The organism is Acutalibacter sp. LFL-21, from assembly GCF_025630755.1.
Taxonomy (GTDB): Bacteria; Bacillota; Clostridia; order Oscillospirales; family Acutalibacteraceae; genus Acutalibacter; species Acutalibacter stercoravium.
In genome coordinates, this window is the sequence record NZ_JAOTNT010000008.1 from 19,451 (window position 1) to 34,266 (window position 14,816).

General features: G+C 60.4%; 16 protein-coding genes. 8 read left to right on the forward strand and 8 right to left on the reverse strand.

Annotated features, from left to right (window positions below):
• Positions 1-22 precede the first annotated feature (22 nt).
• From ODJ80_RS10550 to ODJ80_RS10560, 3 genes are read left to right on the forward strand one after another with little or no spacing between them, the layout of a single operon-like run.
• Positions 23-694 carry an acylneuraminate cytidylyltransferase family protein gene (locus ODJ80_RS10550; RefSeq protein ID WP_178864153.1) on the forward strand — a complete coding sequence of 224 codons (672 nt, stop codon included), beginning with the start codon at positions 23-25 and terminating at the stop codon, positions 692-694.
• Entirely contained in the window at positions 691-2,268 is a 1,578-nt protein-coding gene (locus tag ODJ80_RS10555; RefSeq protein WP_263042041.1) for an aldolase catalytic domain-containing protein, read from the forward strand. Before ODJ80_RS10550 ends, ODJ80_RS10555 begins: the two co-directional genes overlap by 4 nt.
• A 22-nt stretch (positions 2,269-2,290) precedes the next feature.
• Positions 2,291-3,115, forward strand: a complete 825-nt coding sequence (locus tag ODJ80_RS10560) for a purine-nucleoside phosphorylase (RefSeq protein ID WP_178864151.1) — start codon at positions 2,291-2,293, stop codon at positions 3,113-3,115.
• A gap of 61 nt (positions 3,116-3,176) precedes the next feature.
• On the opposite strand, the gene ODJ80_RS10565 is transcribed toward ODJ80_RS10560, so the two are convergent.
• The 6 genes from ODJ80_RS10565 to ODJ80_RS10590 form a co-directional block, all read right to left on the reverse strand.
• Positions 3,177-3,671 (reverse strand): helix-turn-helix domain-containing protein, encoded by a 495-nt coding sequence (locus ODJ80_RS10565; protein WP_263042042.1) that lies wholly within the window; start codon positions 3,669-3,671, stop codon positions 3,177-3,179.
• A gap of 110 nt (positions 3,672-3,781) precedes the next feature.
• A complete protein-coding gene (locus ODJ80_RS10570) occupies positions 3,782-4,873 on the reverse strand; it encodes a glycoside hydrolase family 32 protein (protein ID WP_263042043.1) in 1,092 nt (363 codons plus the stop codon).
• Positions 4,874-5,027: 154 nt separating this feature from the next.
• A complete protein-coding gene (locus ODJ80_RS10575) occupies positions 5,028-5,597 on the reverse strand; it encodes an ATP-binding cassette domain-containing protein (protein ID WP_263042044.1) in 570 nt (189 codons plus the stop codon).
• A 14-nt stretch (positions 5,598-5,611) separates the two neighbouring features.
• Entirely contained in the window at positions 5,612-6,394 is a 783-nt protein-coding gene (locus ODJ80_RS10580; protein ID WP_263042045.1) for an ABC transporter permease, read from the reverse strand.
• A complete protein-coding gene (locus ODJ80_RS10585; protein ID WP_263042046.1) occupies positions 6,372-7,514 on the reverse strand; it encodes an ABC transporter substrate-binding protein in 1,143 nt (380 codons plus the stop codon). The genes ODJ80_RS10580 and ODJ80_RS10585 overlap by 23 nt, the downstream gene beginning before the upstream one ends.
• A gap of 208 nt (positions 7,515-7,722) precedes the next feature.
• Positions 7,723-8,211 carry a PTS sugar transporter subunit IIA gene (locus tag ODJ80_RS10590; protein ID WP_263042047.1) on the reverse strand — a complete coding sequence of 163 codons (489 nt, stop codon included), beginning with the start codon at positions 8,209-8,211 and terminating at the stop codon, positions 7,723-7,725.
• Positions 8,212-8,476: 265 nt separating this feature from the next.
• On the opposite strand from ODJ80_RS10590, the gene ODJ80_RS10595 reads away from it, so the two are divergent.
• The 3 genes from ODJ80_RS10595 (at position 8,477) to ODJ80_RS10605 (ending at position 10,987) form a co-directional block, all read left to right on the forward strand.
• Positions 8,477-9,019, forward strand: a complete 543-nt coding sequence (locus ODJ80_RS10595) for a sigma-70 family RNA polymerase sigma factor (protein ID WP_263042048.1) — start codon at positions 8,477-8,479, stop codon at positions 9,017-9,019.
• Positions 9,004-10,215, forward strand: a complete 1,212-nt coding sequence (locus ODJ80_RS10600; protein WP_263042049.1) for a DUF4179 domain-containing protein — start codon at positions 9,004-9,006, stop codon at positions 10,213-10,215. The genes ODJ80_RS10595 and ODJ80_RS10600 overlap by 16 nt, the downstream gene beginning before the upstream one ends.
• Before the next feature lie 253 nt (positions 10,216-10,468).
• Positions 10,469-10,987 (forward strand): hypothetical protein, encoded by a 519-nt coding sequence (locus ODJ80_RS10605; RefSeq protein WP_263042050.1) that lies wholly within the window; start codon positions 10,469-10,471, stop codon positions 10,985-10,987.
• Positions 10,988-11,093: 106 nt separating this feature from the next.
• Here ODJ80_RS10605 and ODJ80_RS10610 read toward each other — a convergent pair whose 3' ends face one another.
• Positions 11,094-11,960 carry a LysR family transcriptional regulator gene (locus tag ODJ80_RS10610; protein WP_263042051.1) on the reverse strand — a complete coding sequence of 289 codons (867 nt, stop codon included), beginning with the start codon at positions 11,958-11,960 and terminating at the stop codon, positions 11,094-11,096.
• Between the two features lie 113 nt (positions 11,961-12,073).
• Between ODJ80_RS10610 and ODJ80_RS10615 the strand changes: the two genes are divergently transcribed.
• The gene (locus tag ODJ80_RS10615) at positions 12,074-12,637 is read left to right on the forward strand and encodes a chromate transporter (protein ID WP_263042052.1); all 564 of its coding nucleotides are present in this window, start codon (positions 12,074-12,076) and stop codon (positions 12,635-12,637) included.
• Complete coding sequence (locus ODJ80_RS10620) at positions 12,634-13,191, forward strand: chromate transporter (protein WP_263042053.1); 558 nt, start codon at positions 12,634-12,636, stop codon at positions 13,189-13,191. The genes ODJ80_RS10615 and ODJ80_RS10620 overlap by 4 nt, the downstream gene beginning before the upstream one ends.
• A 97-nt stretch (positions 13,192-13,288) precedes the next feature.
• On the opposite strand, the gene pap is transcribed toward ODJ80_RS10620, so the two are convergent.
• The gene (gene pap / locus ODJ80_RS10625; RefSeq protein ID WP_263042054.1) at positions 13,289-14,758 is read right to left on the reverse strand and encodes a polyphosphate:AMP phosphotransferase; all 1,470 of its coding nucleotides are present in this window, start codon (positions 14,756-14,758) and stop codon (positions 13,289-13,291) included.
• Positions 14,759-14,816: the final 58 nt, after the last annotated feature.

Consider the following 14,816-nt stretch of genomic DNA (forward strand, 5'->3'; position numbering starts at 1 on the left):
AAAGCTAAGGAGGAATTTACAGATGAAAACTGTGGCTGTTGTGCCCATGAAGTTGAATAACCGCCGTCTGCCCCAAAAGAACACCAAACCCTTTACCAACGGCAAGCCCCTGTGCTGGTACATCCTCTCCACCCTGCTGCAGGTGCGGGGCGTGGAGGAGGTCTACGTCTATTGCAGCAACCCGGAGATCCAGGAGTTCCTGCCGGAAGGGGTGAAGTACCTCCGCCGGGGGGAGGACCTGGACCAGGACACCACCAAGATGAACGAGGTGCTGCAGCGCTTTGCCGCCGATGTGCCTGCCGACGTGTATGTGATGACCCACACCACCGCCCCCTTTGTGAAGAGGGAGTCCATTGAGAAGGGGCTGGATGCGGTGCTCAGCGGGGAGTACGATTCCGCCTTTGCCGTGAAGGAGCTGCGGGACTTCCTGTGGAAGGACGGCAAGCCCTTCAACTACCAGCTGGACGCCATCCCCCGCACCCAGGACCTGCCCCCCCTCTATGAGGAGACCAGCGGGTTCTACATCTACAAAGCCGGGGTGATGACAGAACTGGGCCGCCGCATCGGCGACAGGCCCAAACTCATCACCGTCAGCGAGGTGGAGAGCTGCGATATCGACGAGGCTGAGGATTTCTACATCGCCGACGCCATCTACAACTACCAGCTGCAATTTGGAAAGGGGGAGACCCAGTGAAGGAGATCCGCGTATTGGACTGCACCCTCCGGGACGGGGGCTACTGCAACGACTGCCAGTTTGGCTTTGAGAACACCAAGTTCATCATCGACAGCCTGCTTCGGTCCGGGGTGGACATCATCGAGTGCGGCTTCCTCACCCAAAAGGTGGCGTACAAGCAGGGCGTGACCCGCTTCAACACCCTGGAGCAGGTGAAGGAGGTGCTCCCCCAGGACCGCCAGGGCAAGACCTTCGTCATCCTGATGGACTACGGCGCCTGTGATGTGGAGACCATCCCCGACTGGGACGGCTCCTCCGTGGACGGCATCCGGGTGACCTTCCACAAAAAGGACATGCTGCCCGCTCTGGAGCAGTGCCGCCGCTTGAAGGAAAAGGGGTACAAGACCTTTCTGCAGCCCATGGTGGCCCTGCGCTACACAGACGCGGAGTACTTGGAGCTCATCCGCCTGGCCAATGAAGTGGGCCCCTACGCCTTCTATTTGGTGGACAGCTTTGGCACCATGAAGCGCAAGGACATGCTCCGGTTCTTCTACATGATCGAGCACAACCTGCGGGAAGACATTGTCATTGGGTTCCACTCCCACAACAACCTGCAGCTGGCCTACGCCAACGCCCAAACCTTGGTGGACCTGCAGACCAGCCGTTCCCTCATCCTGGACTCCAGCATTATGGGCATGGGGCGGGGAGCCGGCAACCTGAACAGCGAGCTGTTTTTGGAATACCTCAACGACAACGCTGGGGGGCAGTACCGGGTCAAGCCCCTGCTGCGGGTCATTGACCGGGTGCTGAATGACTTTTACCAGCAGAACCAGTGGGGATACTCCCTGCCCAACTACCTTTCCGCCAGCCACAACGCCCACCCCAACTACGCCCTATTCCTCACGGAGAAGAACACCCTCACGGTGGAGGATATTGATAAGATCTTCGACGCCATGGCTCCGGAAAAGCGGGGCAGCTTTGACCGGTCCTATGCCCAGGAGCTGTACCTGCAGTATATGGAACGGAACGGGGGCGGGGCTTCCCTGGCCCAGCTGAAAGAGGCCCTCTCTGGCAAGCGGGCCCTGGTCATCGCCCCGGGGAAAAGCGCCGGGGTGGAGGCAGAGAAGATCGCCGCCTTCGCCGGGGAGGAGAATGTGGTCTCCATCGGCGTGAACTTCGATTACCCTGGCTGCCGGACGGACTATATCTTCCTGAGCAACCTGCGCCGCCAGGAGGAGCTGGGCGCGGGGAAGGAGGAGCGGCTCATCGTCACCTCCAACATCCCGGAGAAAGGGGCCCGCTGCCGGGTGGATTACGCCTCTTTGCTGAACCCGGTGGACGCTGTGAAGGACAACGCCGGGCTGATGCTCCTCAAGCTCTTGATCCAGCTGGGGGTGAAGGAGATCTGGCTGGCGGGCATGGACGGCTACTCCCACATTGCCAGCGAGAACTATGCCCAAGAGGACATGCGCATGACCGCCAAGGTCCAAACCCTGGACGCCATGAACCAGGGCATGTGCCAAGTGCTGCGGGAGCTTTCCCAGCAGGCGGACATTCGCTTTTTGACCACGCCCAAGTATGTGACCCTTGGGTAATTTGGGAAAGGGGAAGATAAAAATGACCCAACAGGAACGGGTGGCCCGCTGTGTTGCCGCCATTCGGGAAAAGACAGGGTTCGCGCCCCGCACGGCGCTCATCCTGGGCTCCGGCCTGGGGGCCTTTGGAGAGCGCCTGCGCTTAGAGGCGGCGGTGGAGTACAAGGACCTCCCCGGCTTTCCTGTGTCCACGGTGCCGGGTCACCAGGGAAGGTTCCTCTTCGGCTTTGCGGGGGAGGAGCCGGTGGTGGCCATGCAGGGCCGGGTCCACTACTACGAGGGCTATCCCATGGAGGACGTGGTGCTGCCCACCCGGGTTATGGCGGCCCTGGGCGCCCAGCGCCTGGTGCTGACCAACGCCGCGGGAGGCATCGGCCCGGACCTGGCCCCGGGGGACCTGATGCTGCTGACGGACCACATCGCCAGCTTTGTGCCCTCCCCGCTGATCGGGCCCAACGAGGAGGCCTTTGGCCCCCGGTTCCCGGATATGACGGCGGTGTACTCCCCCCGGCTGCGGGAGAAGGCCCTGGCCGCGGCGGAGAGGCGGAACATCCCCCTAAAGCAGGGGGTCTACTTGCAGACCACGGGCCCGCAGTACGAGACCCCGGCGGAGATCCGCATGTTCGCCGCCCTGGGGGCCAATGCCGTGGGCATGAGCACCGCCTGCGAGGCCATCGCCGCCCGGCACCTGGGGCTGGAGGTCTGCGGCATCAGCTGTGTCACCAATCTGGCCGCCGGGCTGGGAGGGGAGCCCCTCTCCCATGCCGAGGTCCAGGAGACCGCCGACAGGGTGGCCCAGCAGTTCCAAGACCTGGTGTGGGAGCTGCTCTCCACCATAGAAGAGTGAAAAATCCCCTCGAAGCTGTGAACCGATTTCTGGACCGGTCCGCGCGGCTTCGAGGGGTGTTTTATTGAGGTGGGCGGGTCCGCTGCTTGAAGTACCGGATGCCCCACACCAGGAAATAGATCACCAAAAGGAGCAGGTACAGTAAAAAGCACAGCCAAAGCCCCTGGACCAGGAGGATCAGCGCCAGGGAGGGGGCATTGCCCAGCCGCCACAGGGCCAAGGCGGCGAAAACCACCAGCTCCACCGGCAGGAGAAACAGCCAGAGCCGCCGTTTGAGGAGTTCCCTCAGGGAGGGCGCGGTGGGGGCGGACGCCGCCGGAGCGGAGGGTTCTTCCTTGGGGACGGGGCCCTCCAGCCCTCGGGCTGGGTCCAGCAGGATGTCGAGGGACACGCCCAGAACTTCTCCCAGGGGAAGCAGGTTGGCGGTCTCCGGCAGGGACTCGTCCAGCTCCCAGCGGGACACCGCCTGCCGGGAGACTCCCAGGCGCTGGGCCAGCTGTTCCTGGGTCAGCCCCCGCTGTTTCCGCAAAGTCTGTATCTTTTGTCCTGTGGTCATAAAGGCACCTCCTTTTTCCTATCCCCAGTATAACAAAACCCCCGGCCGCGCGCCACCGCTTTCAGCGGGAAACCGCGCAACCGGGGGTTGCGTTTTTCAGTTTTAAGGGGTTACGGCTGGAAGTAGAAGGAGACCACCTGCTCGCCGCCGTTGATGAACACCTCACAAGTGTGGGTGTCGGTGAAGATCTTTACGTCCTTCACCTCGCAGGCGGGGCGCTCCAGCAGGATCTTCTTGCCGTCGGTAACCTGGAACAACCAGGGGCCCTTCTTCACATGGGGGTCCTCTTCCACCAGCAGGGAAGCGGCCTCTTCCATGGGCTCAAAGCACAGCTTGCCATTCTTCAGAGAAGCCACGCGGGGCAGGGTCAGGCAGCCGCAGCGCACCCCGTCCGTGTCTTCAGGCTGGCCCCAGGGGGTCATCCACGCCATGACAATGCGCCGGCCCTTCTCATCCTCAAAGCTCTGGGGAGCGTAGTAGTTGGGGCCGATTTCCGGCTTCTGCACGCTCTCTGCGGTGAAGTGTTCGCCGTCAAAGGTGCCCACCACATACTGAACGGTCTGGGGCTGGTCCATACGGGAGAAGCACAGCACCCACTTGTCCTCCAGGGGATACAGGTCGGGGCACTCCAGCACGGGGCCCATTTCCCGGGTCTCAAAGATGGGGCCCACATACTCCCAGTTGTACAAGTCGCTGGACTTGTACAGAAGGACAGCGGCGTAGCCCTCATGCCCGGTGCCGCACACCATGCGGTAGGTGCCGTCGGTCCACTCGAAGACCTTGGGGTCGCGGAAGTCCCGCCCGGTGGGGTCCACGGGGCGTTCGTCGATGATGGGGTTGCCCTCGTACTTTTTCAGGGTGATGCCGTCCTCAGAGGTGGCCAGGCATTGGGTCTGTACATCGCCGTCTCCCACGGCAGTGTAGAAGAAATAGGCCTTGCCGTCCTTGATGAAGGCAGAACCGGAGAAGCAGCCGCCGGTGCTCTCATAGGGCTGGTCGGGGGTCAGGCCCATGGGCTGTTCTTCCCAATGGATCAGGTCATCACTGGAAACGTGGGCCCAATAGAGAGGGGCTGTCCACACAGTGGCGTTGGGGTAATGCTGGAAAAAGGCATGGTACTTTCCGTTGAAATAGCAGAGGCCATTGGGGTCGTTCAACCAGCCCTTTTCAGGCTCTACATGATACTGCAGCTTGGGTAACATTTTTACAAAGCACGCTCCTTTAAGTAGATTGTAGTGTTTGGGGAAGGTGTTTTGAAGTGCGTGGCCGCCCGCTCCTTCCAAGCAAAAAGCTCCGGGAAAAACCCTCCCGAAGAGGCGTCCCACCATTTCTTATCATAGCGCAGGATGAAAAAATTTACAAGAGGAGAAGTTGGCCTTTTAGGAAATTTGCCTCATTTTTTTCGTGGGTGACCAGGATGACGGTCCGGCCCCGGGTGCGCTCTTGAAAATACTCCATGGCCCGGCCCTTTGTCCCCTCATCCAGGCCCTTGAAGGGCTCGTCGCAGAAGAGCACGTCATAGGGGGCGCACAGGGCCCGCAGGATGGCCACCCGGCGCTTCATCCCCCCAGAGAGGGTGCGCACCGGCTGGCGCAGGCTGTCCCTCAGGCCCAGGTCCCGGAGCATGGCCTCCGCCTCCTCCCTGGTGAGGGTGGGATTCACCAGCCGCAGGTTGGAGACTGCCCCGGCGTTCTCGCACAGCCGGTCCTCCTGGAAGACGGCGGATTTCCTGCGGCCTTCCATACCCAGTACCCTGCCGCTGTCCGGCTGCTCCAGCCCCAGCAGAAGAGACAGCAGGGTGGTCTTGCCGCAGCCCGAGGGGCCCATCACGCAGGTCAGCTCCCCTTCTGGAAAAACGTGGGAGAAGTTTTGAAGCACCTGCTTTTCCCCAAAAGATTTGCTCACGTTTTGCAGTTCAATGGCCATAGACGCCCCTCCTTTCAGTTCTGTTCCAGCCGGGCCACCAGGCGGTCCAACAGGAAGAGAAACAGCTTTTCAAACACCAGGCTTACCAGCACGATGACCACCGTCCAGGCGAACAAGTCCGGGGTGTTGAGGTAGACCTTGGCCTCGTACAGGCGCTCGCCGATGGAGCCGTCCGGAAGGCCGATGACCTCCGCGGCCACGCCGGCCTTCCAGCACAGCCCCAGCCCCACCGCGCAGGCCGAGCGGAAGAAGGGCGCCACCTGGGGCAGATAGAGGTAGCGCAGCCGCCGGGGGAAGGGGACCTCAAACACATCGGCCATCTCCGTCAGCTTTTTGTCCATGCTGGAAATGCCCCCCAGCACGTTGGAGTAGACAATGGGCGTCACCATCAAAAAGGAGATGACCACCGAAAGGTTTCGGGAGGGCACCCAGATGAGCACCAGGATGATGAAGGAGGCCACAGGGATGGACTTGACCACGCCCATCAGTGGGGCGGTCAGGTCCCGCACAGGCCCAAACCGGGAGGAAAGCACCCCCAGGGCCGTGCCCGCCAGGCAGGCCAGCAGAAAGCCCAGGGTGATGCGCCAAAAGGAAAAGAGGATGGCGCCCCAAAAATCCCAGTGGGGGACCAGCTCCACCAGGCGGAGCATAACAGAAACAGGAGATACCAAAAGGATCTCCTGTCCCAATGCCATGGCGCCCAGCTGCCAGACGATGAGCCACACGGCCACCGCCCACAGCCGCACACCCGGGCGCTTCTTCTGTTTTTGCCCCTTACCCAAGGTAGTAGAAATCATCCGCAGGCAGCTGGCCGCCCACTGCCTTGGGGTTTTGGTCCATCAGGGTTTGGAGATAGGCAGAGAGCTTTGCCTGCATCTCGTCACCGGCAATAAAGGTGATGTTGCACTCCGGCAGGGCCTTCTGGGCCACGGCCTCGGGCACGATGTCATACTCGCCGATGAGCTTGGCGGCGCCCTCCACCTCTTCGTTGGCGTAGGTCACCGACTTTTCGTACAGGGAGAGGAAGACGCTCACCAGCTGGGGGTTCTGCTCCACAAAGTCCTTGCGGGCCACCACCACACCGGTGATGAGGGTGGCGTCGCTGCCGCTTTCCGAGGCCAGCTTCTCCCACTCCTCGGTCATGTCCAGGGCCACCCGCAGGTTCTCGTTCTGGGTCTGGGCAGTGGTGACAAAGGGCTGGGGCAGCATGGCAATGGCGTTCTCTGTGGCGGCCAGAGAGGCCACGCACTCAGAGTGCTCGCTCTTCCACTCGATGGTCACGTCGGCCTCCGGGTCGATGCCGTTTTGGGTGAGCATGTAGTTCAGGGCGTACTCCGGGGTGGAACCCTTGCCGGAGGCGAAGATGGTCTTGCCCTTCAGGTCCTCCACAGAGTGGACGGTGTCGCCGTTCTCCACAATGTAGAGCACACCCAGGGTGTTGATGGCCAGCACCTGCACCTGGCCCTCGGTGTTGTTGTACAGCACGCTTGCCAGGTTGGCGGGCACGGCGGCGATGTCCAGCTCCCCCTGCACCAGCTTAGGGGTGATCTCATCGGCAGAGGCGTAAATGTTAAAATCAAAGGTGGGCTGGTCTTTCTGGGAGTCATCGCTCATCATCTTCACCATGCCCATGGCCGTGGGGCCCTTCAGGGCTGCCACCGTGGCGGTGCCCAGGTCAGAGGTGTCCACATCGGAGGCCTCGCTCACGCCGGAGGCAACGCTGCTTTCCGAGCCCTCCCCGGAAGAAGAGGCGCTCTCCAGGCTGGAGGCAGCCCCTTCTACGGAAGAGGACACGCTGCTCTCCGAGGTGGAAGAGCTTTCAGAAGCGGCGGAGGAGCTCCCCGCTCCGTTGGTGCTGCAGCCGAACAAAGCCAGGCACAGGGCCAGAGCTAGTGTTAAAGACAAAATACGTTTCATTACAGAATCAGGTCCTTTCTATTGACGCAAAACTTTTTTACTGTAAATACCGCACGTCCCGGCGGCCGGCGGTGCAGTTAGGATTATACAACTCTTCCGTGGAAAATGCAAGCCTGCCCTTGACTTTGCCCCGGCGCCACCGTAAGCTTAGGAATATAGAAAGACCGGAAGCGGCGGGGCTTCCGGTCCAGCGCGGCGTATGGAATGCTCAGTCTTGGGGAAGGCGGGTCATGCGCAGCAGGTCTTCCCCGGCGGGCACGGGGCCGGTCCGCAGCAGCTCCATAGCCCAGCCCTCCCGATTGCTGCAAAACACAAAGGGCGTGGCCAGGGAGCAGCCCTGTTCCGCCATGACCTGGGTGTCAAAAGAGAGGAGCTTGTCCCCCCGGCGCACCTGGCTGCCCACCTGGACGAACAGCTGGAAGCCCTGGCCCTCCAGGCGGTTGGTGTCCAGCCCCACATGGATGAGGAACTTCACACCCTCTGGCGTCTCCATGCCCAGGGCGTGCTTAGTGGAGAGGATGAATTCCACCCGTCCGTCCGCGGGGGCAAACAGGATGCTCCCCTCTGGCTGGATGACCACCCCCGGCCCCAGCAGCCCCTGGGCAAAGGTGGGGTCGGCGCATTGGGAGATAGGGGCCACCTCCCCTGCGATGGGGCAGCCGAACACAACGGAAGCATGGGGGAACGCAGCGCTCATAGGGGGGCTCCTTTCCGCAAAAACAAAAGACAGCTTTACAAACGGTTTAGAAACATGTGATTTGTTTACAAAAAATATTCTAAATTTCTGTATTTCTATAGATTTCAACTATCTCTATTGTATGGAGCCAAGAGGCAAAAGTCAAGGGGTTTCAAAGATTTAACAAGGGCCCGCGGGAAGGGAAACTTTTTGTGCCCGCGCCTGTAAGAAAAGAGGCGGGAGGAAAAGTCTAATGGGCAAAAGGAAGGGAAGAGAGGGGAGAGCCGTGAAGAAAAGCGAAAAGCAGGAGAAGGCCTTGGTCAAGAAGGCCATGCGAGGCAGCCCCAAGGCCTTTGGGGACCTGATCGAGGCGCAGCAGGAATACCTCTACCGCATGGCGTACCTCTATGTCCGCCAAGAGGCCGACGCCCTGGACGTGGTGCAGGAGAGCATCTTGAAGGCCTATAAAAGCCTGAAGACTCTGCGGGAGCCGGAGCACTTCCGCACCTGGCTGACGAAAATCCTCATCAACACCGCCCAGGACCTGCTGCGAAAGCGAAAGCCGGAGGCCTCTCTGGCGGAGGGGCCGGACCTGCCCGCTCCCGAAGAGATGAGCCCGGAAGAGCGCATGGATCTGCACTGGGCCGTGGCCCAGCTGCCGGAGAAGTACCAGGATGTGGTGAAGCTGAAATACTTCGACGGCTGTACCATCCGAGAGATCAGCCAGGCCACCGGCATGCCTGAGGGGACCGTCTCCGTCTATCTGCGGCGGGCCATTGGCAGGCTGCAAATTTTGTTGAAGGAGGAAGCGGTATGCGAGAGAAAGTAAATGAAATCCAAATTTCTATTCCCGAAGAGCTGGGCGCCCGCGTGGGGGCTGCCCTGGGAGAAGTCCGCCGCCTGCATCGGAAGCGTGTCCTGCGCCGGGCGGGAGCCGTCATGGGCAGTTTTGTAGCGGTGGTGGGCGTGATGCTGGGTATGGCCGCCGTGAACCCCGCCATGGCCTCCCAAATCCCCCTGGTAGGGGACTGGCTGGGCAGCCTGTTCTACCAGGCCAACTACGACAGCAAGGTGGGAGCAGCAGGCGCTTTTGTGGAGACCTATGGAGCCATGGAGGAGGTGAATGTGTCCGCCGCCAGCGGAGAGTGGCAGGTGACCTTTGGAGAGGGTTACACGGATGGCACCTCTCTGGTGGTGTCTATGGAGCTGACAGGCCCCCAGGAACTGCTGGAGCAGTACCGCTGTGTCTGGGTCGATCCCGAGGGCCAGACTGCCGCCGTCAACGGAGAGACCGCCCAGGTGGAGGGCGTCAACGCCTTTGTGGAGCGGGACGGCAAATGGACCTCCACCATGACGGTGCAGGTGCCTGAGTCCCAGCAGGAGGCGGACTCTTTGCAGGTGGATGTGACCTTGACCGGCCTGACTGGAGAAATCTATGATGAAGCCGCCGCAGAGCAGGCGGCACAGGAGCAGATGGACCGGCTGGAGTGGGAAGCCAACGAAGAGACCGCCGGCACCCCCTATCCGGGAGAAGGGGCCCCCGATCCCCTCACCTATGAAGCGGTTGGAGAGGGCTTTACCGCCAGCTTCACCCTGCCGGTGGACCGGGAGCACACCTACAGCTTTACCTGCCAGGCGGAACAGAACGGCGCCCAGGTGCTGGCAGTGTCCGGCACCCCCACTCAGACGGTCATCACCGTGGAGAAGCCCTTCTGGGGGCTGGGCGACAGCATTGTGGAGACACAGGTCCCGGCCTTGGGAACGCCTGTGCTGGTGTTGCCCGATGGGACCGAGCTGCCCTATAACTTTGACCGCAGCCGTGATTTGGGCGGCTACGACTACCAGGCCACGGAGACCCAGACGGTCGACTTGTACTTTGACGGCCTGCCCCAGGGAGTCACCCAAGCGGAACTGCAATTCCGCCAGACGGAGCCCCACGCCTACAACGAGACGCCTGAGGAGACCGTTTTGGCCGCCTTCACCATCAATCTGACCAACGGAACGGTGGTCCCCAGCCAGGGCTGAGGAAACCGCTGTTGCAAGCAAAAAGGGCTGCCGCAGACCGCGGCAGTCCTTTTTATATTTCTCGTAAATGAAACTGTTTTGACAGCTTTGATTTGCTGGGTTTTCTGTGCTAAAATGAACGTAGTATTTAAGTTTTCATTTTTACTGATGGTAGCCATTCCGTAACTTGCCGGGCAAAAACGTCAAAGTCCTGTGACAGCAATGGTTCATGGAATGAAAAATCGCAGAAAAAACTCAATGCTAGGTGATCTATATGAAGAAGAAATCAATACGGATCAAAGCGGCGCTATGGATAGGCCTGGCAGTCGCGGCGGTTCTGAGTATCGTCATGTTTGTTTTCTGGTGGAACTCTCAGCCAGCTCATGTTTTTCCCTATTGGAGTGATGAGATATCCGAAGAGCCAGGTCAAAATGGTCTCGACCTTTCCATTCAAGTGACTCGTAATGCAGACGGCTCTGGCAAGGTCTCCTATTTCTATGAGAATCATACCTCTGAGCCGTTAGGTTGTAGTACGAGAGATATCGTGGATACATGGATCGACTACCTGTACGAAGGCGGTTATCACAAAGTTACTGGCTTCAAAGGAACGGTCAGCTTCCCCGCTTCCGGTACGTCGGGGGTGGAACAGGTGAGACCTGGCGATGTGTATTCCGGTGTTAAAGAACTGCCAAAAGGGACGCTGCTCCTATCGGGGCAGTACCGGTTCTGCGCGAAAGACATAGGCTGGGTAGAGTTTTATGTGGAGAATGGCGAGGTTCATATATCAGAATAGCGGATGCTTTCCATACAAAAAAGTCAGGTGATATCCAAGTTCACTCTTTCAGGAGAAGTGATCGAAAGCGAAAAGAGCCCCGGGTCCAGGGGCTCTTTTCCTTTGCTTATTTTTCGCAGTTCTCCCGCAGCAGAGCCAGCAGCTCCTCCAAAGGCGGGGAGAGGGCCTTTTGTTTGTGGAGGGCGCAGAAGTACTGGCGGAAAAACCGGGCGCCGGGGATCGCCAGCGGCAGAAGGGCTCCCGTCTCCAGTTCCCGTCGGGCTAGGGAGGGGGAGAGGATGAGCACTCCCAACCCCGCCCGGGCCGCCTCGATCAGGGCGGTGGAGCTGACGCTCTCCAAAAAGGGCTGGGGTGAGAGGCTGTGTTCCTCGAACACCCGGTCCACCGAGCGCCGGGTGCCGCTGCCCCGCTCCCGCAGCAAGAGGGGGAGGGCTGCCAGCTCCTCCAAGGACTGGGGACGGTGGGGGAAGGCAGGAGCGCAGAGCAGGGCCATGTCCTCCTGGAACAGGGGCTGGACCCGCAGGTGCTGGGAGAAGGTCACGTTGTCCACCAGGCCCACATCCAGGCGGTTTTCCAGCAGCAGCCGCTCGATGCCGTCAGAGTTTCCCACCAGGGCGGAAAGCTCCACCTGGGGGCACTTCCGCCGGAACTGGGCCAGCACCCTGGGGAGCCGGGTGGCCCCAAAAGTGACGTTCGCCCCCACCCGCAGCCGGTAGGGGGCTTTCCGCAGCTGGTCCTCCGCCTGCTGAAAGCCCCGCAGTACCTCTTGGGCCGTGGAGAGCAGGGCGCGCCCGGCCTCGGTCATATAGATGCGGCGATTCATCCGCTCAAAGAGCCGCACCCCATAGTGCTCTTCCAGCTCCTTGACGGCCAGGCTCACTGTGGGTTGGGTGGTGTTCAGGGCCTCGGCCGCCTTAGAAAAGCTCATTTGGCGGCAGACCTCTGCGAATATGGTGAAATGGCGTTTTGTCATATCCGTCCCTCACTCTTATACTAAACTCAATATGAATTTTATTTTAACATACGGATTGAAAAATAGAAACCCCCGGCGTAGAATAAGGGCAGAACTTTGAGAGGGGCAGTGTGATGGAGCGGAGAAAAGCGGGCCTGTGCCTAAAGCTGTTTCTGAAATTTTTGAAGATCGGGGCGTTTACCTTTGGGGGCGGCTATGCCATGATCCCCCTGATCCGCAGGGAGATCGCCCTGCGGGAGGGCTGGATTGAGGACAAGGACATTTTGGACATCCTGGCGGTCAGTGAGAGTACCCCGGGGCCCATTGCCGTGAACACCGCCACCTTTGTGGGCTACCGGCTGGCGGGTCCCTGGGGTGCGGCGGCCGCCACGGTGGGGGTGGTGCTGCCCAGCTTTGTCATCATCTTCGTGCTGAGCTTCGTGCTGCGCCAGTTTGAAGAGCTGCCCGCCGTGCGGTACGCCTTCTGGGGCATTCGGGTGGCGGTGGTGGCCCTGGTGTGCAGCGCCTTGGTCTCCATGGCCAAGGAGTGCCCCTGGAACCTCGTGTCCTATATCCTGGCGGCAGGGGCGTTCCTTCTGGTGGGATTTTTCGGGGCCAACTCCATTTTGGTGCTCATCGCCTGCGCCCTCATTGGCTTGGCGGCCTCCAAGCTGAAGATTGGGGGGATGAAGCTGTGATCTTTCTCGAGCTGTTTTTCACTTTCCTCAAGATTGGCGCCTTCACTTTCGGCGGGGGTTACGCTATGCTGCCCCTTATCCAACAGGAGGTGGTCTCCCATCAGTGGATGACCTTGGAGCAGCTGGTCAACTTCATCGCTGTGTCTGAAAGCACCCCCGGGCCTCTGGCGGTAAACCTTTCCACCTATGTGGGCGCAGAGACAGGGGGCCTTCTGGGGGCGTTGTGCGCGACTTTTGGCGTGGTGCTGCCCAGCTTTGTCATTATCCTGGTTGTGGCCAAGTTCTACCAAGCCTTTCAGAGCAATACCGTTGTCAAAGGCTGCATGAACGGCCTGCGTCCCACCGTGGTGGGGATGATTGGGGCCTCCCTGCTCTCTGTGGCGGCCTCCGCCTTCCCGGCTTCGGGCGGCATTCTTCAGTGGGGGCTGGCAGGGGTGCTGCTGGCGGCCATCCTCATCGCCCACTGGAAAAAAGTCCACCCCATCCTGCTGATTGCCGCCTCGGCCGTGGCGGGCATTGCCGCCGGATATGCTGGGCTGCTGCCGGGGGTGTGAAGAGGCCCACGGGAGGACGTGGGAAGCGCCGGCATCTTGAAACGCAAAAAAGAAGGGCTGTCCCAGGGGGGATGGCCCTTCTTTTTGCCTTGCCCTTTTACAGGGCTTTCTCCAAGGCGTCAATTACAGTTTGCAGCGCCTTGATGCGCGCGTATTTTTTGTCCACAGACTCCAGAATGTGCCAGGGGGCGTAAGTGGTGCTGGTCTTTTGGAGCATCTCGTCCACGGCTTGCTCGTACAGATCCCACTTCTCCCGGTTGCGCCAGTCCTCGTCGGTGATTTTCCACTGCTTGGAGGGGGTGTTCTGCCGGTCGGTAAAACGGGCAAGCTGGGTGTCCTTGTCGATCTGCACCCAGAACTTCAGGATGACAGCGCCCCAGTTGTGCAGTTCCTGCTCGAACTCGTTCATCTCGTAATAGGCCCGCTGCCAGTCGTTTTCCGAGCAGAAGCCTTCCAGCCGTTCCACCATTACCCGGCCGTACCAGCTGCGGTCGAAAATGGCAATGTGGCCGTCCTTGGGCAGGCGGGTCCAGAAGCGCCACAAATAGTGGCGGGCTTTTTCCTTGGGCTCTGGGCTGGCAATGGGATGTACCTCAAACCCCCGGGGGTCCAGGGCCCCCGTAAGGCGCTTGATGTTGCCGCCCTTTCCGGCAGCGTCCCAGCCCTCATAGACGATGACCACCGGCACCCGCTTGCGGTACAGCCGGTTGTGCAGGTGCCCCAGCTTTTCCTGCAGCAGGCGGAGCTGCAGCTTGTACTCCTCCTCGCTGATGGTCTTGTCCAAGGGCACGTCCTTCAGCTTGGGCATTTTGATGAGGGGGAACACGTTTTGCAGCAGGGGCACGGCCAGGCTCTCGTTGTGCAGGGCGGTGTCAATGCCCATGCACATGGTCTCCAGCACCTGCAGCTCCGCGAATTTTTTCGATTTGGAGTCGATGACGTACCAGGGGGCGCTGGGGGTGTTGGTGTCATCCAGATAGCGGTCGAAGGCCTCCAGGCAGTCGTCGTAGTGATGGTTTTGCCACAGGTCCCCCTTGCTGACCCGCCAGGCGGTGTCCTTGTCCGCCTGCAGGCGCTGGATGCGGCTGGCCTGCTCTTTCTTGCTGATGTGGAAGAAAAACTTCAGCACCAGATAGCCGTTGTCCGTCAAGGTGCGCTCAAAGCGTTTCACGCTGTCCACCCGCTGGGCGTAGGTTTTGTCATCCAGCGCGCCAGAGAGCTTTTCCTCCATAATCTGGTTCATCCAGCCAGAGTCCAGAAGGGTGAACTTCCCGGCCTCGGGGATCTTTTCAAAAAAGCGGTACAGAAAAGGCTTGCGGGCCTCCTCCTCTGTGGGGGCGGCGGGCATGGTGAAGACCTTGAAAAAGCGGGGGTCGATGTTCTTGATGATCTGGCCGATGGCGCTGCCCTTTCCGGCGGCGCCCCATCCCTCGATGAGCACCAGCACCGGCAGCTTGCGGTCTTTCAGCTTCATCTGCTGGCCTTCCAGCTTTTCCTGGGCGGCCTTCAGCCGCTGTTTCAGCTCGTCACCCTCCGGCTTTTCCGGACGGATCCAATTTTTCAGCATTGACAGTCACCTCGTGTCCGGGCCCGGCCCGGGAATATATACCGCTATTATACCAAAT

Coding starts and splice junctions, on each gene's coding strand:
- ODJ80_RS10550 (WP_178864153.1), top strand. CDS start 23: ATGAAAACTGTGGCTGTTGTGCCCATGAAGTTGAATAACCGCCGTCTG.
- ODJ80_RS10560 (WP_178864151.1), top strand. CDS start 2,291: ATGACCCAACAGGAACGGGTGGCCCGCTGTGTTGCCGCCATTCGGGAA.
- ODJ80_RS10565 (WP_263042042.1), bottom strand. CDS start 3,671: ATGACCACAGGACAAAAGATACAGACTTTGCGGAAACAGCGGGGGCTG.
- ODJ80_RS10570 (WP_263042043.1), bottom strand. CDS start 4,873: ATGTTACCCAAGCTGCAGTATCATGTAGAGCCTGAAAAGGGCTGGTTG.
- ODJ80_RS10575 (WP_263042044.1), bottom strand. CDS start 5,597: ATGGCCATTGAACTGCAAAACGTGAGCAAATCTTTTGGGGAAAAGCAG.
- ODJ80_RS10580 (WP_263042045.1), bottom strand. CDS start 6,394: ATGATTTCTACTACCTTGGGTAAGGGGCAAAAACAGAAGAAGCGCCCG.
- ODJ80_RS10585 (WP_263042046.1), bottom strand. CDS start 7,514: ATGAAACGTATTTTGTCTTTAACACTAGCTCTGGCCCTGTGCCTGGCT.
- ODJ80_RS10590 (WP_263042047.1), bottom strand. CDS start 8,211: ATGAGCGCTGCGTTCCCCCATGCTTCCGTTGTGTTCGGCTGCCCCATC.
- ODJ80_RS10600 (WP_263042049.1), top strand. CDS start 9,004: ATGCGAGAGAAAGTAAATGAAATCCAAATTTCTATTCCCGAAGAGCTG.
- ODJ80_RS10605 (WP_263042050.1), top strand. CDS start 10,469: ATGAAGAAGAAATCAATACGGATCAAAGCGGCGCTATGGATAGGCCTG.
- ODJ80_RS10610 (WP_263042051.1), bottom strand. CDS start 11,960: ATGACAAAACGCCATTTCACCATATTCGCAGAGGTCTGCCGCCAAATG.
- ODJ80_RS10615 (WP_263042052.1), top strand. CDS start 12,074: ATGGAGCGGAGAAAAGCGGGCCTGTGCCTAAAGCTGTTTCTGAAATTT.
- pap (WP_263042054.1), bottom strand. CDS start 14,758: ATGCTGAAAAATTGGATCCGTCCGGAAAAGCCGGAGGGTGACGAGCTG.